Source organism: Mycobacterium hainanense, assembly GCF_041890355.1.
In the GTDB taxonomy this organism is placed as follows: Bacteria; Actinomycetota; Actinomycetes; order Mycobacteriales; family Mycobacteriaceae; genus Mycobacterium; species Mycobacterium hainanense.
Genome location: NZ_CP169059.1, coordinates 1,649,330 through 1,672,633 on the forward strand (window position 1 = coordinate 1,649,330; position 23,304 = coordinate 1,672,633).

Genomic DNA, 23,304 nt, shown 5'->3' on the forward strand with positions numbered 1-23,304 from the left:
CTCTTTTGCTCTGCGGTGCTACGGGGCGGGGATCTGCGTCGTCGAGATCGCGGGCTCGCCCTGCGACAGGTTCAAACCCTCCCACGGCAGACTGCGCAGCCCGGAAGCTACCAGCTCGCGCGCCGCGGCCACATTCGGTTTGGCCACCAATTCGCCGCCGCGCACCAGCGGGACGGTCAACGCCCGAGACGGCTCGGTGACCCGGGGCGGGCGGCCCGCCGGATACACCACCTCCTCGGTGACGGTGCCCGACGAGCGCGTCAGGCGCAGCGCCTCCTTGCGACCGCCGCGGGATTCCTTGTGGCTGCTGCGCTTCTGCACCGGCATGCCGTCCACTTCGACCAGCTTGTAGACCATGTTCGCCGTCGGCGCGCCCGAACCCGTCACGAGCGACGTGCCGACGCCGTAGCTGTCGACCGGTTCGGCCCCCAAGGCGGCGATGGAGAACTCGTCGAGGTCGCCGGAGACCACGATGCGGGTCCTGGTGGCGCCTAGCCCGTCGAGCTGATCGCGGACCTGGCGGGTCAGCACCCCCAACTCGCCGGAGTCGATGCGCACCGCCCCGAGCGACTCCCCGGCCGCCGCCACGGCATTGGCCACGCCGGTCGTCACGTCATAGGTGTCCACCAGCAGCGTGGTGCCGGCGCCCAGCGCGTCGACCTGAGCGCGGAATGCCGCCAGTTCGGTCACTTCGACGGGTTCGCCGCTGGCGTGCAGCATCGTGAACGCGTGCGCCGAGGTGCCCTCCGCGGGGATGCCGTATCGGCGCTGGGCCTCGAGGTTGGAGGACGCGGCGAAGCCGGCGATGTAGGCGGCGCGTGCCGCGGCGACGGCCGCGTGCTCGTGGGTTCGCCGCGACCCCATCTCGATCACTGGGCGGTCCCTGGCCGCGCTCACCATCCGCGCCGCCGCCGACGCGACCGCCGTGTCGTGATTGAAGATCGACAGCGCCAGCGTCTCGAGCACGACGCACTCGGCGAACGTGCCGGTCACGGACAGCACCGGCGAATTGGGGAAGTACAGCTCTCCCTCGGCGTAGCCGTCGATGTCGCCGCCGAATCGGAAATCGCGCAAGTAGCGCAACGTATCTGGATCGAGGAATTCCCCCAGCAACTGGCACGCCTCCTCGCCGAAGCCGAATTGCGGCAACGCCTCGAGCAGCCGCCCGGTGCCGCACACCACGCCGTAACGGCGGCCCTCGGGGAGCCGGCGTGCGAACAGTTCGAAGGTCGTCGTGCGCTCGGCGGTGCCGTCTCGCAGCGCCGCCGCCAGCATCGTCAACTCGTACTTGTCGGTAAGCAGCCCAGTTACGACCGGGTCATTCATTCCATAACGGTATCGGCTGCCATCGGGGGCTCGGAAACCTCATCTCACCCTCGGTATCGTGTAAGCCATGGTTGTAATGTCAGCGCCCACTAAGCCGGGCACTACAGGACAACGCGAGTCCGCCCCGGTAGACAGCACGGCGAGTCCGTGGGTCACGATCGTGTGGGATGACCCGGTCAACCTGATGACCTACGTGACGTATGTGTTCCAGAAGTTGTTCGGTTATAGCGAGCCGCACGCCACCAAGTTGATGTTGCAGGTACACAACGAAGGCAGGGCGGTGGTGTCGGCCGGCAGCAGGGAATCCATGGAAGTCGACGTGTCCAAGCTGCACGCCGCCGGTTTGTGGGCGACGCTGCAGCAGGATCGGTAATCCTCGAGGGCCTCGGCGATTACCCGTGCGCAAATGGAAGCGCGTCGAGACCGCGGCGGGTCCCCGTTTTCGGTCCGCACTGGCGGCTCACGAGGCCGCCCTGTTGAAAAACCTGGCTACGGCCATGGTCGGATTGCTCGATGAGCGTGAATCTGCATCTCCCGCAGACGAACTCGAGGAGATCACCGGCATCAAGACCGGAAACAGTGAGCCGCCGAGGGATCCGACCTTGCGACGACTGCTGCCCGACTTCTTCCACCCGGACGACGATGACCCCTCGGGCCCCGACGTCGCGGACAGGCTCAACGCCGCGCTGCGCAGCCTGCACGAGCCCGAGATCATCGGCGCCAAACGCCTTGCCGCGCAGCGGTTGTTGGATACCGTTCCCGAGGGCGGCGGCCGGTTCGACCTGGGCGAGGAGGACGCGAACGCCTGGGTCGCGGCGGTCAACGACATCCGGTTGAGTTTGGGGGTCATGCTCGACGTGGGGCCGGAAGGGCCGGAGCGCCTGCCCACTGACCACCCGCTGGCTGTCCACTTCGACGTCTACCAGTGGCTCACGGTCCTCCAGGAATACCTCGTTCTGGTGCTCATGGGGAAGCCTGGAGGATGAACGCCATTACCGACGTGGGGGGCATCCGCGTCGGGCACTACCAACGACTCGACCCCGACGCGGCCATGGGCACCGGGTGGGCCTCCGGCGTCACGGTGGTGCTGACGCCGCCGGGCACCGTCGGCGCGGTGGACTGCCGCGGCGGCGCGCCCGGTACCCGGGAGACCGACCTGCTCGACCCCGCCAACACCGTCCGGTACATCGACGCGGTGTTGCTCGCCGGCGGCAGCGCCTACGGTCTGGCGGCCGGCGACGGCATCATGCGCTGGCTGGAAGAACGGGACCGCGGCGTGGCGATGGACGGCGGGGTGGTGCCCATCGTCCCCGGCGCGGTGATCTTCGATCTGCCGGTCGGCGGCTGGGGCTGTCGCCCCACCGCGGAGTTCGGCTATCTGGCCTGTGAAGCGGCCGTCGAGGGCGAGGGTGCGCCGGCGGTCGGCAGCGTCGGCGCCGGCGTCGGCGCGCGGGCCGGAGTGCTCAAGGGCGGCGTGGGGACGGCCTCGACGAGGCTGCCGTGCGGGGTGACCGTCGGCGCCGTCGTCGTGGTGAACTCCGCCGGCGACGTCGCCGACCGGGCCACCGGCCTGCCGTGGATGGCGGACTTGATTGAGGAGTTCGGGCTGCGGCCACCGCCGGCGGATCAGATCGACGCCCTCGCGCAGTTGCCCACCGGGGCGAGCCCTCTGGAGAACCCGCTCAACACCGTCATCGGGGTGGTCGCGACCGACGCGGCGCTCGGCCCGGGCGCATGCCGCCGCGTCGCCGTCGCCGCCCAGGACGGGCTGGCCCGCGCCATCCGCCCGGCACACACCCCGTACGACGGGGACACGGTCTTCGCGCTGGCGACCGGGGCGGTCGAGGTGCCACCCGCGGCCGACTCGCCAGCCTCGTTCTCGCCGGAGATGCGGCTCGCGGCCGAGGTGGGCGCGGCGGCGGCCGACTGCGTGGCGCGGGCGGTGCTGGTCGGCGTGTTCGCCGCGGACGCAGTGGCGGGGATACCGACCTATCGCGGCCTATTGCCGGGCGCGTTCGCCCGATGAGGAGTTCGCCGCCGGTAACCTGCAGCCATGGGTAAGACGACGCCGAAGGGACGACCCGGCGCGCCCGCGGGCCAGGCGAAGCGGCCCCCATGGATGGTGGGCGGGGCCACGGTCCTCACGTTCGTCGCACTGCTCTACGTCATCGAGCTCATCGATCAGCTGACGCGGCATTCGCTCGACGAAAACGGGATCAGGCCGCTCGAGGCCGACGGGCTGTGGGGGATCGTCTTCGCCCCGGTTTTGCACGCCAACTGGCAGCATTTGATGGCCAACACGATCCCGCTTTTGGTGCTGGGTTTCCTGATGACGCTAGCGGGGCTGAGCCGGTTCGTCTGGGCCACGGCGATCGTGTGGATCCTCGGCGGTTTCGGCACCTGGCTGATCGGCAACGTGGGCAGCTCGTGCGGGCCGACCGACCACATCGGGGCCTCCGGCCTGATCTTCGGCTGGCTGGCCTTCCTGCTCGTGTTCGGGATCTTTGTGCGCAGGTTCGCCGACATCGCGATCGGATTGGTGGTGTTGTTCGCGTACGGCGGCGTGCTGCTGGGCGCCATGCCGGTACTGGGCCGGTGTGGCGGCGTGTCATGGCAGGGCCACCTGTGCGGCGCGGTCGCCGGTGTCGTCGCGGCGTATTGGTTGTCGGCGCCGGAACGCAAGGCCCGCGCGAAGAGAAAAGCCGGCGCCGTGACGCCGCGCGCCAAGACATGAGCTCGCCGTTGCCGTTGGCGCCCGTCGGGGTCTTCGACTCCGGCGTCGGGGGACTGACCGTCGCGCGGGCCATCATCGACCAGCTGCCCGACGAGGACATCATCTACGTCGGCGACACCGGCCACGGGCCATACGGTCCGCTCACCATCCCCGAGGTCCGCGCGCATGCGCTGGCCATCGGCGACGACCTGGTGGGCCGCGGGGTCAAGGCGTTGGTGATCGCCTGCAACACGGCGTCGGCGGCCTGCCTGCGGGACGCCCGCGAGCGTTACGACGTGCCGGTCGTGGAGGTGATCCTGCCGGCGGTCCGCCGCGCGGTCGCCACGACGCGCAACGGTCGCATCGGCGTCATCGGCACGCGGGCGACGATCAACTCGCACGCCTACCAGGACGCGTTCGCCGCCGCCCGCGACACCGAGATCACCGCGGTGGCCTGCCCGCGCTTCGTCGACTTCGTCGAGCGCGGGGTGACCAGTGGCCGCCAGGTGCTCGGGCTGGCCGAGGGCTACCTGGAGCCGCTGCAGCGCGCCCAGGTCGACACCTTGGTGCTCGGGTGCACGCACTACCCGCTGCTGTCCGGGTTGATCCAGCTGGCGATGGGCGAGCACGTGACGCTGGTGTCCAGCGCCGAGGAAACCGCCAAGGAGGTACTGCGGGTGCTCACCGAGCGCGATCTGCTGCGGCCGCATGACGCGCCGACCGCGACTCGGGTCTTCGAAGCCACCGGCGATCCCGAGGCCTTCACCAAGTTGGCGGCCCGATTCCTGGGTCCGGCGGTGACCGGTGTGCAACCCGTCCACCACGTGCGGATCGAGTAGCGCCCATGACGAGATTCTCATCACACGAATGCGGCCATGTTTTCGTCACGGTCGCATCGGGCATGGCACAGTAGTGTCCGTGCGAATAACCGTGCTCGGCTGCTCGGGCAGCGTGGTGGGGCCGGATTCGCCTGCGTCGGGATATCTGCTCCGGGCACCGGACACTCCGCCGTTGGTCATCGACTTCGGCGGCGGCGTATTGGGCGCGCTGCAGCGCTTCGCCGACCCCGCCTCCGTGCACGTGCTGTTGTCGCATCTGCACGCCGACCACTGCCTCGATCTGCCCGGCCTGTTCGTGTGGCGGCGCTATCACCCCTCGCGCCCCGGCGGCAAGGCGTTGTTGTACGGCCCCGGTGACACCTGGTCCCGGCTGGGGGCCGCCTCGTCACCGTATGGGGGCGAAATCGACGACTGCTCGGACATTTTCGACGTCCGGCACTGGGTCGACGGCGAACCGGTGACATTCGGGTCGCTCACGGTGACGCCGCGGGTGGTGGCGCACCCGACGGAGTCCTACGGCATGAGGATCACCGATTCCACCGGCGCCTCGTTCGTCTACAGCGGTGACACCGGGATGTGTGATCAGCTGGTCGAGCTGGCTCGTGACGCCGACGTCTTCCTCTGCGAAGCCTCGTGGACGCACTCGCCGGATCGGCCGCCCGCTTTGCACCTGTCGGGCACCGAGGCCGGCAGGACGGCCGCGCAGGCCGGTGTCCGCGAGCTGCTACTCACCCACATCCCGCCGTGGACCTCGCGTGAGGACGTGATCAGCGAGGCCAAGGCCGAGTTCGACGGCCCCGTGCACGCGGTCGTGTGCGGGGAAACGTTCGACATCCGCCGCTCTGAAAGGGTCTGAGCTCCCCGCGTTAGGGTTGGCGTCGTGACCAGACGAGAAGACGGCCGCCTCGACGACGAGCTTCGCCACGTAGTCATCACCCGCGGGTTCACCGACCACCCGGCGGGGTCGGTGCTGATCGAATTCGGCCACACCAAGGTCATGTGCACCGCCAGCGTCACCGAGGGCGTGCCACGCTGGCGCAAGGGGTCGGGTCTGGGGTGGCTGACCGCGGAGTACGCGATGCTGCCGTCGGCCACCCACACGCGCTCCGACCGCGAGGCCGTGAAGGGACGGCTGTCCGGCCGCACCCAGGAGATCAGCCGGCTCATCGGCCGATCGCTGCGGGCCTGCATCGACCTGGCGGCGTTGGGGGAGAACACCATCGCCGTCGACTGCGACGTGCTGCAGGCCGACGGCGGCACCCGCACCGCCGCCATCACGGGCGCCTTCGTCGCGCTCTCCGACGCGGTGACCTACCTGGCGGCGGCCGGCAAGCTGTCCGACCCCCGGCCGCTGTCGTGCGCGATCGCGGCGGTCAGCGTAGGGGTGGTCGACGGCCGGATCCGGGTGGACCTGCCCTACGAGGAAGACTCGCGGGCCGAGGTCGACATGAACGTCGTCGCCACCGACACCGGGACCCTGGTGGAGGTGCAGGGAACCGGCGAGGGTGCGACCTTCCCGCGTTCGACTTTGGACAAGCTGCTCGACGTGGCGCTGGCCGCCTGCGACAAGTTGTTCGCCGCCCAGCGCGAGGCGCTGGCCCTGCCGTACCCGGGCGAGCTGCCCGAGGGCGCTCCGCGGCCGAAGGCGTTCGGCAGCTGACCGTGCCAGATGGTGATGACCCGCGGCGCCCGGCTTCGCCGCGCTTGCGGTCATCACGCCTCCTGGTCGCCAGCCGGAACTGCAAGAAACTGGCCGAGCTGCGCCGGGTGCTCGACGCGGCCGGCCTGACGGGGTTGACGCTGGTGTCTCTGGACGACGTGCCCGCTTTCGACGAGGCGCCCGAGACGGGCGCCACTTTTGAGGACAACGCGTTGGCCAAGGCGCGCGATGCGTTCGCCGCGACGGGTCTGGTCTCGGTCGCCGACGACTCCGGTCTGGAGGTGGCCGCGTTGAACGGGATGCCCGGCGTCCTCTCGGCGCGCTGGTCGGGCAACCACGGCGACGACGCCGCCAACACCGCGCTGCTGCTGGCGCAATTGCGCGACGTGCCCGACGACCGGCGCGGCGCGGCGTTCGTGTCCGCCTGTGCCCTGGCCGGGCCGCGAGGGGAGGTCGTCGTCCGCGGCGAGTGGCCCGGAAGCATCGCGCGGGAACCGCGGGGCGACGGCGGCTTCGGCTACGACCCGGTCTTCCTTCCGGACGGCTCGGACCGCACCGCGGCGGAGCTCAGCCCCGAAGAGAAGGATGCGGTCTCCCATCGCGGTCGCGCGCTGGCGCTGCTGGTGCCGGCGCTGCGCGACCTGCCCTAGGGCCCGCCGAGTGTGAAGCCGGCCGCACGTCCGGCTGCGAGTGTGAAGCTCGCCGCGCGCTCGAGCCCTACAGCCCGAAGCGGACCTTCACGTCCCTGGTCTGGAAGTGCTCGACGATGATGCCCACCAGCGGGATGGTCCCGGCGAGCAACACACCGATCGTCTTGGCAATCGGCCACCGCACCTTGATCGCCAGATTGAAGGCGGCCAGGACGTAGATGAAGTAGACCCAACCGTGGACCACCTCGATCCAGCGGATCTCGTGGTGGAAGGCGACGTGCGAGACGATTTCGTAGCACAGCGCGATCAACCACAGGCCCGTCGTCCACGCCATGATCCGGTAGCCCAGCAACGCGGTGCGGATCTTCTCGACGGGAAATGTAGACGCGGGCGCGCCGGGCGTCTCCGGTGTGGTCATGCGATGGTCCTGTTCTGTTGTTCGGTGTCTTGTTTGGCAAGCTCGGCCAGGTAGGCGTTGTACTCCGCCAGCGCCGGGTCGTCGGAGGGGGGCTGCATCGGCTTGGGCCGCTCGGGCAGCAGGCCGGCGGGTATCTCGGTGAGGGCCGAGTCGTGGCGGGGCTCCGGCGGCATCTCTTCGTAGCGCACGTATTTGCGGTACGCGTAGACGCAGAACCAGGCGAACAGCGGCCACTGCAGCGCGTAGCCGAGGTTCTGGAACGTGCCCGAGACCGACTGGAACCGGGTCCACTGCCACCAGCCCAGCGCCAGGCAACCGCAGGCCGCGACGATCACCAAGGCGATCAGCGCGGGCCTGCGACGATGCGTAACGGACACCCCTTGACGGTACCGCTCACGATTTGGGTCCGACGAATTCGTCGAGGCGCGCCACTGCGGGGTCGGTTCGCGAACTGAGCGGTACGATCGGCAGGCTGCGGGCGTGGCGAAATGGCATACGCGCCGGCTTTAGGTGCCGGTGCTCGAGAGAGCGTGAGGGTTCGAGTCCCTCCGCCCGCACTGATGCGGGTGGAGTGTCTGTGCAGCTAGATCGCGGTGGTCATGTTTACTAGCTAACTCTCTGGCCGGCCCGTGGCCGCACTGGCTACCACTTGCGACTAACTTAGGCGAGTCACAGTTGCCCAAAGGCGACCCGCTCAACTAACTCAGACGCACGCGACGATCTGCCTTTTCCTTTCTACCCGGAAACCTTGGGCACCGGAACCTTCGTTTCCTTTGCCATCTTCCGAATGTCCGCAACGTTCATGGTCTCCGAAGTCATCATCGCGGGGTCGATCTGCGATACAAACTGACCCGCTTTCGGTGTGAGCATCGCAGTCTTCTCGCCGTTCACTGTCACCAACGCATGAATATTCCCGTTTGCGTCATGATGCGCGAAAGTCTTCATTCTTCCTCCTATTTGCTGATGACGCTCGATGCTACGTTGTAGCCTGGTATATAGCTGTTCCCAACATTTTTCACATTGAAGAACACCTGTCGTCCAGTCGCGCCATCGACCTTCGTATAGATGGTCTCCACGATTAGCTCACGATCTGGTTCCCCGGACCCATAAACCGCATGCGCCATCAGATCGACGACGTCTCCGAAGTCAAATGGCCACGCGAACCAACTGTGCGTTTCGCCGGGAGCCATTTCGTTGCCCTCCGTCGACGTCCATCCGAAGTCCCAATACTCAACGTTTGCCATGACTCGTCAACCTGCTTTCCTTCAAGACCCGTTTTCAACAGCGGACCCGTAAATCTTCGCCTGCGACGTACGGGACGACATGAGTAATTCACTACCCGAATCGGTAACAGGCAGCAGCCCGACGCGTGCGTCGGCGACACGGCAGCAAGCACGCTGGCGCACACGCGGTGGACGATCAGCGGCGGCCGCGATCGCGAGCGCGGTCCGACATCAGCACCCCGACCAGGTAGCTGAACAGGGTTCGAGTCCCTCCGCCCGCACCATTGGTTGGCCTTCGCCAGGCGTTAAACCCTCCGTGCGGGGTACGTGCAAGTGCACGGGACACGAGGGAGACACCATGGCCACCGGAAACGACGAAGCCATCACCGCGAACGATGTCAAGGACGCGGAACGTAAAGCCGCAAAGGCGCGCGAACGCGCCGCGCAGGCCGGCCTGTCGGCGGCCCGCAGTTTTGAGGAATCGGCCCTGCAGCACGAACGTGTCGCGCAGGTCCAAGACCAAACGGTCGAGCAGGGCGCGTCTCATCAGGAGCCACATCGGAAATCGGCCGCCAAGCACCGCGAGGCGGCATCCCACGACCGCAAGCTGGCCGAGCTCAAGCGAAAAGAATCCGAGGCGGACCTGGCGCTCGACGCCGATTACTAGGCCTCTACGAACCGAGCGCGAACCTCCGGCGGCGGTAGCGGACACGTGTCGTACTTGCCGAAGATGCGGTAGCGGACGGCGGCGATCCTGTCGTAGAGCCAGTCGCGCAGGGGAGTCGGGATGACTCGGGCCGCCTTGAGGAGTTTCCACGGGCCGCCAAGGTAGTCCACCACCCGCAGCGCCGCCGCGGATCGGACGGCAACGCGTTCTCCCGGCTGTTCGGGTTCGTCGACGAACACCACGGAGTCCACGTCTTTGATGGCCGGGTGCCGGGCAAAGACGTCCCGCGCGAAGTCGCTGTCTAGGGCCGCGAAGCGCAGCGTGCCATGGGGATCGAACCGAAGTATCGTCCGCACCGCCGCGTTGCACACGCCGCAGACCCCGTCGTAGAGCAATACCGGCGGAACCGATTCACCGCTCACCTCACCAGGCTACCGATCCAGCTCCGGCAACCCGGGTTTGACCTTTGGTAAGGCAACCCTTAGTTTGTGGCGGTAGCGTATTCAGCGAGGGGTCCGTCCGCCCGTCCGTTCGCTGAGGTCGTCGCGGAGGTGAACGACGCGAGAAAGGACCGTTGATGGCACGCGGATTCTCCGGTGTGATGCTGCGAAGCTTCGGTGCTCGCGACCACGCCGCGACGGTGCTCGAAACCGTGCGAATCGCACCGCATTTCGTACGGGTGCGGATGACGTCGCCGACACTGTTCGAGGACGTGGATGCCGAACCCGCCGCCTGGCTGCGGTTCTGGTTTCCCGACCCGGACGGGTCCAACACCGAGTTCCAGCGCGCCTACACCATCTCCGAAGCCGACGTCCCCAGTGGCCGCTTCGCGGTCGACATCGTCCTGCACGAGCCCGCCGGCCCGGCGTCGAAGTGGGCACGCACCGTCGAACCCGGCGCGACGATCGCCGTCATGGCGCTGATGGGATCGTCGCGGTTCGACGTGCCCGACGAGCAGCCGGCCGGCTACCTGCTGATCGGTGACTCGGCGTCGATCCCCGGCATGAACGGGATCATCGGAGTCGTCCCCGACGACGTGCCGATCGAGATGTACCTCGAGCAACACGACGACCACGATGTCCTGATCCCGATCGCGCCGCACCCCCGCTTGCGAGTGCACTGGGTGGCCCGCCGCGACGAGAAATCCCTTGCCGCGGCGATCGAGAACCGCGACTGGTCCAACTGGTACGCGTGGGCCACCCCCGAGGCAACGGCTCTCAAGCATGTCCGCACGCGGCTGCGCGACGAGTTCGGCTTCCCCAAGTCCGAGATACACGCCCAGGCCTACTGGAGCGCCGGCCGGGCGATGGGCACCCGCCGCGGCGACGAACCGGAAGTCACCAACGCCGTTGCCCAGGAAACGATTTCGCCGCAACTTCCCGCCCAGGAGACCGCCCCCGCCGCACGCGGCCGTTGGCGCGCCCAGGCGGCCGGCCGGTTGCTCGGGCCGCTGCGCTGGGCCCTGATCCTTTCCGGTGTGCTGCAGGCCGTGATCACGGTGGTCCAGCTGGCGCCGTTCGTGCTGCTCGTCGAGCTGGCCCGCCTGCTGGTGGCCGGGGCGCCCGCATCCCGGCTCTGGGACGTCGGGATCGCGGCCGTCGCGCTGCTGGGAACGGGCACCGTCCTCGGCGCTGCGCTCACGCTGTGGCTGCACGTCGTCGACGCGCGGTTCGCCGCCGACCTGCGGTCGCGGTTGCTGCGCAAGCTATCTCGCTTGCCGCTGGGCTGGTTCACCGCGCGCGGCTCGGGCTCGATCAAGCAGCTGTTGCAGGACGACACGCTGTCGCTGCACTACCTGGTCACCCACGCCATCCCGGACGCGGTCGCGGCGATCATCGCCCCGGTGGCCGTGCTGGTCTACCTGTTCGTCGTCGACTGGCGGGTGGCGCTCGTGCTGTTCCTGCCCGTACTGGTGTATCTGGTGTTGACGTCGTCGCTCACGATTCAGTCGGGCCCGCGCATCCCGCAATCGCAACGCTGGGCCGAGAGGATGAGCGGAGAGGCCGGCGCCTACCTGGAGGGTCAGCCGGTCATCCGCGTCTTCGGCGGCGCGGCCGCATCCAGCTTCCGGCGCCGCCTCGACGAATACATCGATTTCCTCGTCTCCTGGCAGCGACCGTTGGCGGGTAAGAAGACGCTGATGGACCTGGTCACCCGGCCGTCGACCTTCTTGTGGCTGATCGTCCTCACCGGCACCCTGCTCATCGTCACCGGGCGGATGGATGCGGTCAATCTGCTGCCGTTCCTGTTGCTGGGCACCACATTCGGCGCGCGCTTGCTGGGGATCGCGTACGGGGTGGGCGGCATCAGCGCCGGCATGTTAGCCGCCCGGCGCCTGCAGAACACGCTCGACGAGCCCGAACTCGCCCTGCAACCGCAAGACCAGTTTCAAGACTCGTCGGGCACGGTGGTGTTCGAGGAAGTCAGCTTCGGCTATCGCCCGGGAGTGCCGGTGATCCGCGACGTGTCCCTGACGCTGCGGCCCGGCACGGTCACCGCGCTCGTCGGCCCGTCAGGGTCGGGCAAGTCCACGTTGGCCGCCTTGCTGGCCCGCTTCCACGACGTCGAACAGGGTGCGATTCGCGTTGGGGGGCAAGATATCCGGTCGATGACCGCCGACGAGCTCTACGCGAAGGTCGGCTTCGTGTTGCAGGAGACGCAACTGGTGCACGGTACCGTCGCGGAGAACATCGCGCTGGCAGTCCCGGACGCCACCGCGGCGCAAATCCAGGAGGCGGCGCGCCAGGCTCAGATCCACGATCGCATCATGCGATTGCCGGACGGCTACGACACCGTGCTGGGCGCGGGAACGGGGTTGTCGGGCGGCGAACGCCAGCGGCTCACCATCGCCCGGGCAATCCTGGCGGACACCCCGATCCTGATCCTCGACGAGGCCACCGCGTTCGCCGACCCCGAGTCGGAATACCTTGTGCAGCAAGCACTTAACCGGCTGACCCGCGACCGCACCGTCCTGGTGATCGCCCACCGCCTGCACACGATCACCGGGGCCGACCAGATCGTCGTGCTCGACCACGGCCGGATCGCCGAACGCGGCACGCACGACGAGTTGCTGGCCACCGACGGCCGATACCGGCGGCTGTGGGAAGGCGGCCGGCGGGACCCGGTCTCGGCCACCTCGGTGCAGGAGGGGACGCGATGATTCGCACCTGGATTGCCCTGGTGCCCGCCGATCACCGGGCCAAGGTCTTCGCCTACACCGCGCTCGCCCTGCTGTCCGTGGCGGTGCGGGCGGCGGCCACCGTCCTGCTGGTGCCGCTGGTGGGCGCCCTGTTCGGCGACCCGCACCGCGCGCTGGGCTGGCTCGGCTGGCTCACGGCCGCCACCATCGTCGGATGGGTGATCGACACCGCGACGGCGCGGATCGGCTTCGACCTCGGGTTCGCCGTCCTGGACCACAGCCAGCACGACGTGGCGGACCGGTTGCCCGGGGTGCGGCTGGACTGGTTCACCGCCGAGCACACCGCGACGGCGCGCCAGGCGATCGCCGCCACCGGACCCGAACTGGTCGGCCTCGTCGTCAATCTGCTGACGCCGCTGCTCTCCGCTGTCCTGCTGCCCGCGGCCATCGCGGTCGCCCTACTCCCGATTTCGTGGCAGCTCGCCGCCGCCGCGCTCTGCGGCGTGCCGCTGCTTTTGGGTGCGCTGTGGGGCTCGGCCCGACTGACGCGGCGTGCCGACGCCGCGGCCGACGAAGCCAACAGCGCGCTCACCGAGCGGATCATCGAATTCGCCCGCACCCAGCAGGCGCTGCGGGCCGCACGAAGGGTCGAACCGGCGCGCAGCCTGGTCGGCGATGCGCTGGCCGCGCAACACGGGGCGACCATGCGGTTGCTGTCCATGCAGGTTCCGGGTCAGCTGCTGTTCAGCCTCGCCAGCCAGCTGTCGCTCATCCTGCTGGCGGGGGCGACCGCGGCGCTGACGGTCGAGAAGGCCGTGTCGGTGCCCGAGGCCGTCGCCCTGATCGTCGTGATCGTGCGCTACCTCGAACCGTTCACCACGATCAGCGAATTGGCGCCTGCCTTGGAAAGCACCCGCGCCACGCTCGATCGCATCCGTTCTGTGCTCACGGCGCCACTGATGAACTCCGGTGCCGCCACGCTGCCCGCCACCGCGGCGGCTCCCCGCATCGAGTTCGACGACGTCGAGTTCCGGTATGCCGGTGCGACCGCGCCGGTGCTCGACGGGGTGAGCTTCACCCTGGCGCCGGGCAGCACGACCGCGATCGTCGGACCGTCCGGATCGGGCAAGAGCACCATCCTGGCGCTGATCGCCGGACTGCACGAACCGACCCGCGGCCGGGTCCTGATCGACGGCGTCGACGCCGCAACGCTTGATGCCGAGGCCCGCCGGGCGGCGAGCAGCGTCGTGTTCCAGCACCCATACCTGTTCCACGGGTCGATCCGTGACAACGTGTTCGCCGGCGATCCCGGCGCCGGCGATGACCAATTCAAGCGTGCCGTGGCCCTCGCCCGCGTCGACGAGCTCATCGGCCGGTTGCCCGACGGCGCCGACGCGATCGTCGGCGAAGCCGGCTCGGCGCTGTCGGGGGGCGAACGCCAACGGGTCAGCATCGCGCGGGCGCTGCTCAAGCCGTCGCCGATACTGCTGGTCGACGAGGCGACCAGCGCTTTGGATACTGAGAACGAGGCCGCGGTGGTCGACGCGCTGACACTCGATCCGCGGTCGCGGACCCAGGTGATCGTCGCGCACCGGTTGGCCAGCATCGGTCACGCGGACCGAGTGCTGTTCCTCGACGACGGTCGGGTGATCGAGGACGGAACGGTCGGCGAATTGCTCGCGGCGGGTGGACGTTTCGACGAGTTCTGGCGGCAGCAGCACGAGGCCGCCGAATGGCGCATTCTCGCCGACTAATCTGAAGCAGTTTGACCGCAACTCTTGCGGTATGCCTTACAGTTTGTCAGTCGGACGGAGCCGTCCGGGTACAGGAGGCGCGCTGTTCATGAGTGCTGTGGTGTCGATTCCGCGGTATCCCGCCGACGTAACCCCGGAATGGTTGTCAGCCGCGCTGAGCGGACGGGGCACCCCCGTCGTGGTCACCGACGTGAACGTGGCCGCGATCGGCACGGGGCAGACCGGTGCGACCTACCGGGTGACCGCCCGCTACGCGACCGACCCCGGCGAACTTCCGCAAACCTTCGTCATCAAGCTGCCGTCGCAGGACGACACCGTGCGTGACCGGGTCGTCATCGGATATCGCAGCGAGTGCGCCTTCTATTCGTCCGTGGCGGAGCGGGTGCAGGTGCCGACGCCACAGTGCTTCTATTCCGAGATCACCTACGACGCAATGGACTTCGCGTTGCTGCTCGCCGATCAGGCGCCGGCTGTGCAGGGCGATCAGCTCGCGGGCTGCGGTGAAACCGAGGCGCGCCTGGCCGTCACCGCCCTCGCCGGCCTGCACGCGCCCAGCTGGTGCGATCCGTGCTGGCTCGATTTCCCGGGCATCGCATTCGGCAGGCCGGACGAAGCCGGCGCGGGCGGCATGGGCGAGGTGGCGAAGATGAGTGCCGACATCACGCTCGACAAGCTGGGCGACCGGATGAGCGCCGAAGACCGCGAGACATTCAGCGCCGCAATGGCTCTGGTGACGCCGTGGTTACTCTCCGAGTACGACCGCTTCGCCCTGCTGCACGGCGACTACCGCCTGGACAACCTGCTATTCGATCCGGGCCGAACCCGGGTCAGCGTGGTCGACTGGCAGACGCTCGGCGTGGGGCTGCCGGCAAGGGATCTGGCGTATTTCACCGCTACCAGCCTCAAATCCCAGCTGCGCGCGCGCATCGAGGAAGGGCTCGTCGCCGACTACCATGGCGCGCTGTTGGCGTACGGCGTCACCGGCTACGACCGCGAAACGTGTTGGCGTGATTACCGGCTCGGGGTGTTGCAGGCACCCCTGATCTCGGCGCTGGGTTTCGCGTTCGCCGCCGCCACCGAGCGTGGCGACGACATGGTGCTGACCATGCTCGGCCGCGGCTGTCAAGCGATCCGCGAGCTGGGAACGCTGGAACTAATCAGCTGAGACCCCTACAGGTCGCCGGTGAAGTCCGCGCTGAGCCAGCGATCGGGGCGGATGGTGAACAGCACCTCTTCGACGCCCTCCATGCTGTGGATGAAGGCGCGGCCCCCCTCCTCGCCGAGGTAACGAATGGCGATGGCCAACGCGACGTCGGTCGGCGCCGGATTGGTGGTGTCGACGATCGTGCCCTCGACCACCACGTACTGATACGGCGGCTCCTCGCGCTGAACGACCAGCGTCACCTTGCCGGCTCGTTCGATCAGCCGCGCCTTCCGGGTCGATGCGCCTGTCATGATCTGCACGTCGCCGCCCGGCGTGTAGGTGTACCAGATCGGCACGCTGGCCGGTGGCCGATCATCCTCGGCGTCGACGGACAGCACGGCGACGTGCGGCGCGGCAAGAAACTCCTGACGTTCGCTTTCGGTGAAGTGCCTCATGTGCCCTGCAATCCCACAACCCGGGTCATCTATTCCCCCGTTGGTCAGTACTGGGTCGAGCCCTGATCGACCGGGATCCGGGCAGCGGTGATCTTGCGCGACTCGTCGCTGGCCAGCCAGCACACGGTGTCGGCGATCTCCTCCGGCTCGGCAATCCAGTCGGGCAGGAACGGGGTGAGCACGTTGGACAACTGCGGGTTGGTCTCCATGGCCTTGCCCACCGCGGCGGCCATGTCGCCCGCGCCCATCGGCGTGTTCACCGGCCCGGGGTGCACGCTGTTGACCCGGATCGAATGCTTGCCCAGCTCGGCGGCGAAGGCCCGGGCCATCCCGGTGACGGCGTGCTTGCTGGCGGTGTAGTGCACCATGAACGGCTGCATCTTCATGCCGGCCGCGGAGCTGATCAAAATGATCGAGCCGCCGCGGCCGCCTTCGATGATCTTGTCCGCGCCGGCCATCACGGTGTTCCAGGTGCCGGTCACGTTGATGTCCATCACGTCGCGGAAGTCCTCCGGCGTGATCTCGTTCCATGGCTGCGGGGCGGCGACGCCGGCGTTGGCGACGATGATGTCCAGTCGCCCCAGCGCGGCGACACCCGCGTCGACGGCCCGGCGAAGCGCCTCGAAGTCGCGGGTATCGACGACCGAGGCGATGATCCGCTGGTTGGTTTCTTCGACCAGGCGAACGGTCTCGTCAAGGTCGTCGGGAGTCGCCGGGTCGTAGGGCACGCAGGACGGCAGCTTGCCGGCGATGTCGACGGCGATGATGTCGGCGCCCTCGCGCGCCAGCCGAACCGCGTGCGCGCGGCCCTGACCGCGGGCGGCCCCGGTGATGAATGCGACTTTGCCTGCGAGCTTTCCTGCCATCACCGCTCCTTCGTTGAGGTCGTGCGCTGCGCCGCTTTGACGAGGTTTGATCCGATAATCAAACGCTGAATCTCGCTGGTGCCCTCGTAGAGCCGCAGCAGCCGCACGTCGCGGTAGATGCGCTCGACGGGGACGCCGTGCATGTAGCCGCTGCCGCCGTGCACCTGCACCGCGAGATCCGCCACGTTGCCGGCCATTTCGGTGCAGAACAGCTTGGCCGCCGACGGCGCGACCCTGCGGTCCTCGCCGGAGACCCAGAGCCGCGCGGCCTCGCGCACCAGCGCGCGGCCGGCGAGCACCCCGGTCTGCTGGTCGGCGAGCATCGCCTGAACCAACTGGAACTGTCCGATCGGCGTGCCGCCCTGCGTCGCGGTGGCGGCGTAGGAGACGGATTCGTCCAGCGCGCGTTGTGCGGCGCCCACGGCCAGGGCCGCGATGTGCACCCGGCCCCGCGCCAGCGAGGTCATCGCCGCGCGATAGCCGATGTCTTCGCTGCCCCCGATCAGTGCGCCGCCCTCGACCCGGACGTCGTCGAAGCTGACGTCGGCGGTCCACGCGCCTTCCTGGCCCATCTTGGCGTCCTTGGTGCCGACTTCGACGCCCGGCGCGTCCGCGGGGACCAGGAATACGGCGATCCCAGGCCCCTGGTCGTCGGCCGGCCGGGTGCGCGCGAACACCACGAACAGGTCGGCGACGGGCGCGTTGGTGATGAACCGCTTCTGCCCGGAAATCACCCAATCACCTTGGTCGCGAACGGCTTTGGTTCGCAGCCCGGCCGGGTTCGATCCGGCGCCCGGCTCGGTCAACGCAAAGGAGGCGACGACGTCGCCGGAGGCCATCGATTCGAGCCAACGGGCCTTCTGCTCGTCGGTGCCGAAGCCGACCAGCACCTGGCCGGCGATGCCGTTGTTGGTGCCGAACATCGAGCGCAATGCCAGCGAGGTGTACCCCAATTCCATTGCCAGTTCGACATCTTGCATCAAGTTCAGGCCGAGACCGCCCCACTGCTGCGGGACCGCGTACCCGAATAGCCCCATCTTCTTGGCCTGCTCACGCAGGTCGTCGGGTACCCGATCCTCGGTGAGGATCTCCTGTTCGCGGGGGACCACGGCCGTGCGAACGAAGTGACGGGTCTGGGCCAGGATTTCCCGGAAATCGTCGTCGGAGACCTCGGGCGGGTCGGCGGTGGTCATAGGCGAACGCTCCATTGTTGGCAGTGGCGGATATCTCAGCCGCGTGCGGCCGGCCGGCCCGGGGTGGGAACCCGGCGCCGGAGCAGATCCTATATGAAATATGATATTCGACGGCCGGGGCGTCCCCGGGGCCAAAGCACAGGGAGGCGGGAATCAGGTGTCGATGCTGACAGGTCAGACCGCGGTGATCACCGGCGGTGCGCAGGGACTGGGTCTGGCCATCGCGGAACGCTTTGTCGCCGAGGGCGCGCGAGTTGTCCTGGGCGACGTCAATCTCGAAGAAACCCAGGTGGTCGCGAAGCAGTTGGGCGGCGACGACGTCGCGGTCGCGGTCCGCTGCGACGTCACGCAGGCGGCCGACGTCGAGACCCTGATTCAGACCGCCGTCGAGCGTTTCGGCGGCCTCGACATCATGGTCAACAACGCCGGGATCACCCGGGACGCGACGATGCGCAAAATGACCGAGGAGCAGTTCGATCAGGTCATCGCCGTGCATCTGAAGGGGACCTGGAACGGGACCCGGCTGGCCGCCGCCGTCATGCGGGAAAACAAGCGGGGCGTCATCATCAACATGTCCTCGGTGTCGGGGAAGGTCGGCATGGTCGGCCAGACCAACTACTCGGCCGCCAAGGCCGGCATCGTCGGCATGACCAAGGCGGCCGCCAAAGAATTGGCCTACCTGGGCGTCCGGGTGAACGCGATCGCCCCCGGTCTGATCCGCTCCGCGATGACGGAGGCTATGCCGCAACGCATTTGGGATTCCAAGGTTGCCGAGGTGCCGATGGGTCGGGCCGGCGAACCGAGCGAGGTCGCCAGCGTGGCGCTGTTCCTGGCGTCCGACCTGTCCTCGTACATGACCGGCACCGTCATGGAGATCACCGGCGGCCGGCATCTATGAGCGCGATGCGCGAGACCGTCATCTGTGAACCCGTCCGGACCCCGATCGGACGCTATGGCGGCGTGTTCAAGTCGCTGACCGCCGTCGACCTGGGCGTCGCCGCCCTGAAGGGGCTCCTCGAACGAACCGGAATCTCGCCCGACGCGGTGCAGGACGTCATCCTCGGCCACTGCTACCCCAGCAGTGAGGCGCCGGCGATCGGCCGGGTGGTGGCGCTGGATGCCGGGCTGCCGGTCACGGTCCCCGGAATGCAGGTCGACCGCCGCTGCGGGTCGGGCCTGCAGGCGGTGATCCAGGCGTGCCTGCAAGTGGGCAACGGCGATCACGACCTCGTCGTCGCCGGCGGCTGCGAAAGCATGAGCAATGTCGCGTTCTATTCCACCGACATGCGGTGGGGCGGCGCGCGAACCGGCGTCCGGGTGCACGACGGGCTGGCACGTGGCCGGACCACCGCCGGTGGCCGGCACCACCCGGTGCCCGGCGGCATGCTGGAGACGGCCGAGAATCTGCGCCGCCAGTACGGCATTCCTCGGCTGGAGCAAGACGAGCTGGCCGTGCGGTCCCACCAGCGCGCGGTGGCCGCGCAGAAGGACGGCGTGTTGGCCGAGGAGATCATTGCGGTCCCGGTGCGCACTCGCCATGGCGAGGAGCTGATCGATACCGACGAACATCCGCGCGCCGACACCTCGGTCGAGTCGTTGGGCAAGCTCAAACCCGTGCTCGCAGAAGAGGATCCGGAGGCGACGGTCACCGCAGGCAACGCCAGTGGACAGAACGATGCGGCGTCGATGTGTGTGGTGACCACGCCGGAGAAGGCACGCGAATGCGGCCTTACGCCTCTGGTGCGGCTGGTGTCGTGGGGGCTGGCCGGCGTGGCGCCCCACATCATGGGCATCGGCCCGGTGCCGGCCACCGAGGCGGCCCTGGCCAAGGCCGGCCTGCGGCTGTCCGACATCGACCTGATCGAACTCAACGAAGCCTTTGCCGCGCAAGCGCTCGCGGTGATGCGCGAATGGAATTTCGGCGCCGCCGATCACGAGCGGACCAACGTACACGGATCGGGGATCTCCCTGGGTCACCCGGTCGGCGCGACGGGTGGGCGGATGCTGGCCACGCTTGCGCGCGAGCTCAACCGCCGCGAGGCGCGCTACGGGTTGGAGACCATGTGCATCGGTGGCGGCCAGGGTTCCGCCGCGGTGTTCGAGCGGGTCGCCTCGACGTGACCGGCCCGCTGAGCGGCCTCACCGTCGTGGAGGTGTCCAGCTTCGTCGCCGCCCCGCTATGCGGCATGACGCTGGGTCAGCTGGGCGCCGAAGTGATCAGAGTCGACCCGATCGGCGGTGCCTCCGACGTCCGGCGCTGGCCGTTGGCGGCGGACGGCACATCGATCTACTGGACCGGCCTGAACAAGGGAAAGAGTTCGGCCACCATCGATTTGCGCTCGCCGGACGGGCAGGAACTGGTCCAGCGGCTCATCGTCGAGGGAGACGGTGTGGTGGTGACGAACGCGGCCGGGCTGTCCTGGCTCGGCCACGACGTGTTGGCCGCCAAGCGTCCCGACGTCATCCACGTCCAGCTGCTCGGTCGCGGCGACGGTTCCACCGGCGTGGATTACACGGTCAACGCCGGCATCGGGTTCCCGCTCGTCACCGGTCCCCCCGATCACGCCGGACCGATCAATCACGTGCTGCCGGCCTGGGACGTGTGCTGCGGCCTGTACGCCGCGCTGGCCGTCGTCACCGCCGTCCGGCGGCGGGACGAATCCGGGTTGGGCGCGCGGATCACCCTGGCGCTGGAGGATGTCGCGCTGGCCACCGCCGGCAACCTGGGGCTGTTGACCGAGCCGCAGGTGACCGGCACCCAGCGGCAACGCCTGGGCAACGCCATCTTCGGCCAGTACGGGCAGGACTTCACCAGTGGCGACGGCGCCAGGTTCATGGTGGTCACCCTGACCCGCAGGCACTTTCGTGATCTGGTCGACGTGACCGGCACCGGCGCCGCGGTGTCGGCGCTCGCCGAGGCGCTGGGCGTCGACTTCGACTCCGAGGGCGACCGTTACCGGTACCGCGACGTCCTGTCCGGCCTGTTCGCCACCTGGTTCGGCGATCACTCGGCCGACGAGGTCACGACCACGCTGTCGAAGACCACGGTGCTCTTCGAGCGCTACCGGACGTTCGCGGAGGTCGCCGCTGGGCCCAAGGTGACCGCCAACCCCGTGTTTTCCCGGTTACACCAACCCGGTCTGGGCGACTACTTGGCCGCCGGGCTGCCGGTCGCGTTCGACGGCGAACACCGCGCCAGTGCGCCCGCGCCCGCCCTGGGGCAAGACACCGTCGAGGTTCTCGAGCGCCGCCTGGGTTTGACATCGGCCGACATCGGACGGCTCACGGACGCGAACACGATCGACTAGCGCAGAAACCCGAAACCGAAAGACGACGCATGACCAGACTCGCACAGACTCTCGGGCTGACCGAATTCCAGACCGAAATCATCGCCGCAGTGCGGCAATTCGTCGAGAAGGAGGTCATCCCCAACGCCGCTGAGCTCGAACGCGGTGACACCTACCCGCAGCACATCGTCGACCAGATGCGCGAGATGGGCCTGTTCGGGTTGATGATTCCCCAGGAGTACGGCGGCCTGGGGGAGTCGCTGCTGACCTACGCGCTGTGCGTCGAAGAGCTGGCCCGCGGCTGGATGAGCGTGTCCGGCGTGCTCAACACGCACTTCATCGTGGCGTACATGCTGCGCCAGCACGGCACCGACGCGCAGCAGCAGCGGTTCCTGCCGCGCATGGCGACCGGTGAGACGCGGGGCGCCTTCTCGATGTCCGAGCCGGAGCTGGGCTCCGACGTCGCCGCGATCCGCACCAGGGCCCAGCGCAATCCGGATGGCAACTACACGATCAACGGTCAGAAGATGTGGCTGACCAACGGCGCCACCTCCACGTTGGTGGCCGTTTTGGTGCGCACGGACGAAGGCTCGGACAGGGCACACCGCAATTTGACCGCGTTCCTGGTCGAGAAGCCGGTCGGCTTCGGCGAAGTCGTTCCCGGGCTGCAGATACCGGGCAAGATCGACAAGCTGGGCTACAAAGGCATCGACACGACGGAGATGATTTTCGACGACTACCACGCCAGCGCCGACGACGTCCTCGGCGGCACCACCGGGCAGGGCTTCTTCCAGATGATGGACGGCATCGAGGTCGGCCGGGTCAACGTATCGGCGCGTGCCTGCGGCGTCGGCATTCGCGCCTTTGAGCTCGCGGTCCGCTACGCGCAACAGCGACACACCTTTGGCAAGCCCATCGCCGAGCATCAGGCGATCGCATTCCAGCTGGCCGAGATGGCCACCAAAGTCGAGGCGGCGCACCTGATGATGGTCAACGCGGCGCGGCTGAAGGATTCGGGGGAGCGCAACGACGTCGCGGCGGGGATGGCCAAATACCTGTGCAGCGAATACTGCACCGAGGTCACCCAGCAGAGTTTCCGGATCCATGGCGGCTACGGCTATTCCAAGGAATACGAGATCGAGCGGCTGATGCGGGATGCGCCGTTCCTGCTGATCGGCGAGGGCACCAGCGAAATTCAGAAGAACATCATCAGCAAGCGGCTGCTTGCCGAGTACCAGGTGTAGCCATGACGGTTCCGGATTTCGCCGCGCGGCCGCAACTCTCTGACGACGTCGCGCGCTTGATCCGCCAGCGGATCTTCGATGGCAGCTACGTCGCGGGGTCTTACGTCCGGCTGGATCAACTTGCCGCCGAGCTGGGCATCAGTGTCACACCGGTGCGGGAAGCGCTGTTTGCCCTTCGCGCCGAAGGCCTGATCGACCAACGGCCCCGGCGGGGCTTCATGGTGTTACCGGTGACCGGGCGCGACGTCACCGACGTCGCGAACGTGCAGGCCCACGTCGGCGGCGAACTCGCTGCCCGGGCCGCGATCAACATCACCGATGACCAACTGCGCGAACTCAAACAGATCCAGGCGGAGCTCGAAGACGCCTACGCCGGTGACGACGACGAGCGGACGGTGCGACTCAACCATCAGTTCCACCGGGCCATCAACGTCGCCGCCGACTCCCCGAAATTGGCTCAGCTGATGTCCCAGATCACCCGTTACGCACCGGAATCGGTGTTTCCCGCCATCGAGGGCTGGCCGGAGCAGTCGATGAGGGACCACCGCCGGATCCTGTCCGCGCTGAAGAAACGCGATGAGGAGCTCGCCCGCGCGGCGATGTCACAGCATCTCGCAGCGGGCGCGGTCCCCTTGATCGACCACCTCACCGCGCGTGGCGTGGTCGTCGACGGGGGCGGTCCGGCGTCGGGCTAACTGTTGTTTCCCGCGCCTGCCTCGGCATATT

At 68.2% G+C, this 23,304-nt stretch carries 26 protein-coding genes and 1 tRNA gene; 18 read left to right on the forward strand and 9 right to left on the reverse strand.

Going from position 1 to position 23,304, the window contains the following annotated elements:
- Positions 1-18 precede the first annotated feature (18 nt).
- Positions 19-1,326 carry a nicotinate phosphoribosyltransferase gene (locus tag ACEL92_RS07845; RefSeq protein ID WP_374025044.1) on the reverse strand — a complete coding sequence of 436 codons (1,308 nt, stop codon included), beginning with the start codon at positions 1,324-1,326 and terminating at the stop codon, positions 19-21.
- A gap of 67 nt (positions 1,327-1,393) precedes the next feature.
- Between ACEL92_RS07845 and clpS the strand changes: the two genes are divergently transcribed.
- The 8 genes from clpS to rdgB all read left to right on the forward strand — a co-directional run bounded on the left by clpS (position 1,394) and on the right by rdgB (position 7,188).
- Positions 1,394-1,699: an ATP-dependent Clp protease adapter ClpS gene (gene clpS / locus ACEL92_RS07850; RefSeq protein WP_374025045.1), complete on the forward strand. Its 306-nt coding sequence runs from the start codon at positions 1,394-1,396 to the stop codon at positions 1,697-1,699.
- A 25-nt stretch (positions 1,700-1,724) separates the two neighbouring features.
- Positions 1,725-2,312: a DUF2017 domain-containing protein gene (locus tag ACEL92_RS07855; RefSeq protein ID WP_374025046.1), complete on the forward strand. Its 588-nt coding sequence runs from the start codon at positions 1,725-1,727 to the stop codon at positions 2,310-2,312.
- Complete coding sequence (locus ACEL92_RS07860) at positions 2,309-3,352, forward strand: P1 family peptidase (RefSeq protein ID WP_374025047.1); 1,044 nt, start codon at positions 2,309-2,311, stop codon at positions 3,350-3,352. The genes ACEL92_RS07855 and ACEL92_RS07860 overlap by 4 nt, the downstream gene beginning before the upstream one ends.
- A gap of 27 nt (positions 3,353-3,379) precedes the next feature.
- Positions 3,380-4,060 (forward strand): rhomboid family intramembrane serine protease, encoded by a 681-nt coding sequence (locus ACEL92_RS07865; RefSeq protein ID WP_374025048.1) that lies wholly within the window; start codon positions 3,380-3,382, stop codon positions 4,058-4,060.
- The gene (gene murI, locus ACEL92_RS07870) at positions 4,057-4,878 is read left to right on the forward strand and encodes a glutamate racemase (RefSeq protein ID WP_374025049.1); all 822 of its coding nucleotides are present in this window, start codon (positions 4,057-4,059) and stop codon (positions 4,876-4,878) included. Before ACEL92_RS07865 ends, murI begins: the two co-directional genes overlap by 4 nt.
- A gap of 73 nt (positions 4,879-4,951) precedes the next feature.
- A complete protein-coding gene (locus tag ACEL92_RS07875; RefSeq protein WP_374025050.1) occupies positions 4,952-5,734 on the forward strand; it encodes a cyclic nucleotide-degrading phosphodiesterase in 783 nt (260 codons plus the stop codon).
- A 24-nt stretch (positions 5,735-5,758) separates the two neighbouring features.
- Positions 5,759-6,538: a ribonuclease PH gene (gene rph, locus ACEL92_RS07880; protein ID WP_374025051.1), complete on the forward strand. Its 780-nt coding sequence runs from the start codon at positions 5,759-5,761 to the stop codon at positions 6,536-6,538.
- A gap of 44 nt (positions 6,539-6,582) precedes the next feature.
- On the forward strand, positions 6,583-7,188 hold the full coding sequence (rdgB, locus tag ACEL92_RS07885) for an RdgB/HAM1 family non-canonical purine NTP pyrophosphatase (protein WP_374025052.1): 606 nt from the start codon (positions 6,583-6,585) through the stop codon (positions 7,186-7,188).
- A gap of 67 nt (positions 7,189-7,255) precedes the next feature.
- On the opposite strand, the gene ACEL92_RS07890 is transcribed toward rdgB, so the two are convergent.
- Both ACEL92_RS07890 and ACEL92_RS07895 read right to left on the reverse strand, forming a co-directional pair.
- Positions 7,256-7,606: a DUF3817 domain-containing protein gene (locus ACEL92_RS07890; RefSeq protein ID WP_374025053.1), complete on the reverse strand. Its 351-nt coding sequence runs from the start codon at positions 7,604-7,606 to the stop codon at positions 7,256-7,258.
- On the reverse strand, positions 7,603-7,983 hold the full coding sequence (locus ACEL92_RS07895; protein WP_374025054.1) for a hypothetical protein: 381 nt from the start codon (positions 7,981-7,983) through the stop codon (positions 7,603-7,605). The genes ACEL92_RS07890 and ACEL92_RS07895 overlap by 4 nt, the downstream gene beginning before the upstream one ends.
- Positions 7,984-8,080: 97 nt before the next feature.
- Between ACEL92_RS07895 and ACEL92_RS07900 the strand changes: the two genes are divergently transcribed.
- Positions 8,081-8,163: transfer RNA gene (locus ACEL92_RS07900), tRNA-Leu, on the forward strand.
- Positions 8,164-8,341: 178 nt separating this feature from the next.
- Here ACEL92_RS07900 and ACEL92_RS07905 read toward each other — a convergent pair.
- Positions 8,342-8,551: a hypothetical protein gene (locus tag ACEL92_RS07905; protein WP_374025055.1), complete on the reverse strand. Its 210-nt coding sequence runs from the start codon at positions 8,549-8,551 to the stop codon at positions 8,342-8,344.
- Between the two features lie 8 nt (positions 8,552-8,559).
- Positions 8,560-8,850, reverse strand: a complete 291-nt coding sequence (locus ACEL92_RS07910; protein ID WP_374025056.1) for a hypothetical protein — start codon at positions 8,848-8,850, stop codon at positions 8,560-8,562.
- 337 nt (positions 8,851-9,187) lie between these two features.
- On the opposite strand from ACEL92_RS07910, the gene ACEL92_RS07915 reads away from it, so the two are divergent.
- Positions 9,188-9,496 carry a hypothetical protein gene (locus ACEL92_RS07915; protein ID WP_374025057.1) on the forward strand — a complete coding sequence of 103 codons (309 nt, stop codon included), beginning with the start codon at positions 9,188-9,190 and terminating at the stop codon, positions 9,494-9,496.
- Here the strand turns inward: ACEL92_RS07915 and ACEL92_RS07920 are convergent.
- Positions 9,493-9,918, reverse strand: a complete 426-nt coding sequence (locus ACEL92_RS07920) for a thiol-disulfide oxidoreductase DCC family protein (RefSeq protein ID WP_374025058.1) — start codon at positions 9,916-9,918, stop codon at positions 9,493-9,495. The genes ACEL92_RS07915 and ACEL92_RS07920 overlap by 4 nt on opposite strands.
- A gap of 155 nt (positions 9,919-10,073) precedes the next feature.
- Between ACEL92_RS07920 and ACEL92_RS07925 the strand changes: the two genes are divergently transcribed.
- The 3 genes from ACEL92_RS07925 (at position 10,074) to ACEL92_RS07935 (ending at position 15,554) form a co-directional block, all read left to right on the forward strand.
- Positions 10,074-12,656, forward strand: a complete 2,583-nt coding sequence (locus ACEL92_RS07925; RefSeq protein ID WP_374025059.1) for an ABC transporter ATP-binding protein/permease — start codon at positions 10,074-10,076, stop codon at positions 12,654-12,656.
- Positions 12,653-14,389, forward strand: coding sequence for an ABC transporter ATP-binding protein (locus ACEL92_RS07930; protein WP_374025060.1), 1,737 nt, complete (start codon positions 12,653-12,655; stop codon positions 14,387-14,389). The genes ACEL92_RS07925 and ACEL92_RS07930 overlap by 4 nt, the downstream gene beginning before the upstream one ends.
- Positions 14,390-14,477: 88 nt before the next feature.
- The gene (locus ACEL92_RS07935; protein WP_374025061.1) at positions 14,478-15,554 is read left to right on the forward strand and encodes a phosphotransferase family protein; all 1,077 of its coding nucleotides are present in this window, start codon (positions 14,478-14,480) and stop codon (positions 15,552-15,554) included.
- Between the two features lie 5 nt (positions 15,555-15,559).
- Here ACEL92_RS07935 and ACEL92_RS07940 read toward each other — a convergent pair whose 3' ends face one another.
- The 3 genes from ACEL92_RS07940 to ACEL92_RS07950 are packed head-to-tail and all read right to left on the reverse strand — an operon-like array spanning position 15,560 to position 18,047.
- Entirely contained in the window at positions 15,560-15,988 is a 429-nt protein-coding gene (locus ACEL92_RS07940; protein WP_374025062.1) for a pyridoxamine 5'-phosphate oxidase family protein, read from the reverse strand.
- Between the two features lie 44 nt (positions 15,989-16,032).
- Entirely contained in the window at positions 16,033-16,854 is an 822-nt protein-coding gene (locus ACEL92_RS07945; RefSeq protein ID WP_374025063.1) for a mycofactocin-coupled SDR family oxidoreductase, read from the reverse strand.
- A complete protein-coding gene (locus tag ACEL92_RS07950) occupies positions 16,854-18,047 on the reverse strand; it encodes an acyl-CoA dehydrogenase family protein (RefSeq protein WP_374025064.1) in 1,194 nt (397 codons plus the stop codon). Before ACEL92_RS07950 ends, ACEL92_RS07945 begins: the two co-directional genes overlap by 1 nt.
- A gap of 100 nt (positions 18,048-18,147) precedes the next feature.
- Here ACEL92_RS07950 and fabG point away from each other — a divergent pair, with 100 nt between their 5' ends.
- The 5 genes from fabG (at position 18,148) to ACEL92_RS07975 (ending at position 23,273) form a co-directional block, all read left to right on the forward strand.
- A complete protein-coding gene (fabG, locus tag ACEL92_RS07955) occupies positions 18,148-18,945 on the forward strand; it encodes a 3-oxoacyl-ACP reductase FabG (RefSeq protein ID WP_374025065.1) in 798 nt (265 codons plus the stop codon).
- A complete protein-coding gene (locus tag ACEL92_RS07960) occupies positions 18,942-20,168 on the forward strand; it encodes an acetyl-CoA C-acetyltransferase (RefSeq protein ID WP_374025066.1) in 1,227 nt (408 codons plus the stop codon). Before fabG ends, ACEL92_RS07960 begins: the two co-directional genes overlap by 4 nt.
- Before the next feature lie 65 nt (positions 20,169-20,233).
- Positions 20,234-21,355, forward strand: a complete 1,122-nt coding sequence (locus ACEL92_RS07965) for a CoA transferase (protein ID WP_374026124.1) — start codon at positions 20,234-20,236, stop codon at positions 21,353-21,355.
- Positions 21,356-21,384: 29 nt separating this feature from the next.
- A complete protein-coding gene (locus ACEL92_RS07970) occupies positions 21,385-22,578 on the forward strand; it encodes an acyl-CoA dehydrogenase family protein (protein WP_374025067.1) in 1,194 nt (397 codons plus the stop codon).
- Between the two features lie 2 nt (positions 22,579-22,580).
- The gene (locus ACEL92_RS07975) at positions 22,581-23,273 is read left to right on the forward strand and encodes a GntR family transcriptional regulator (protein WP_374025068.1); all 693 of its coding nucleotides are present in this window, start codon (positions 22,581-22,583) and stop codon (positions 23,271-23,273) included.
- The last annotated feature ends 31 nt before the right edge of the window (positions 23,274-23,304 follow it).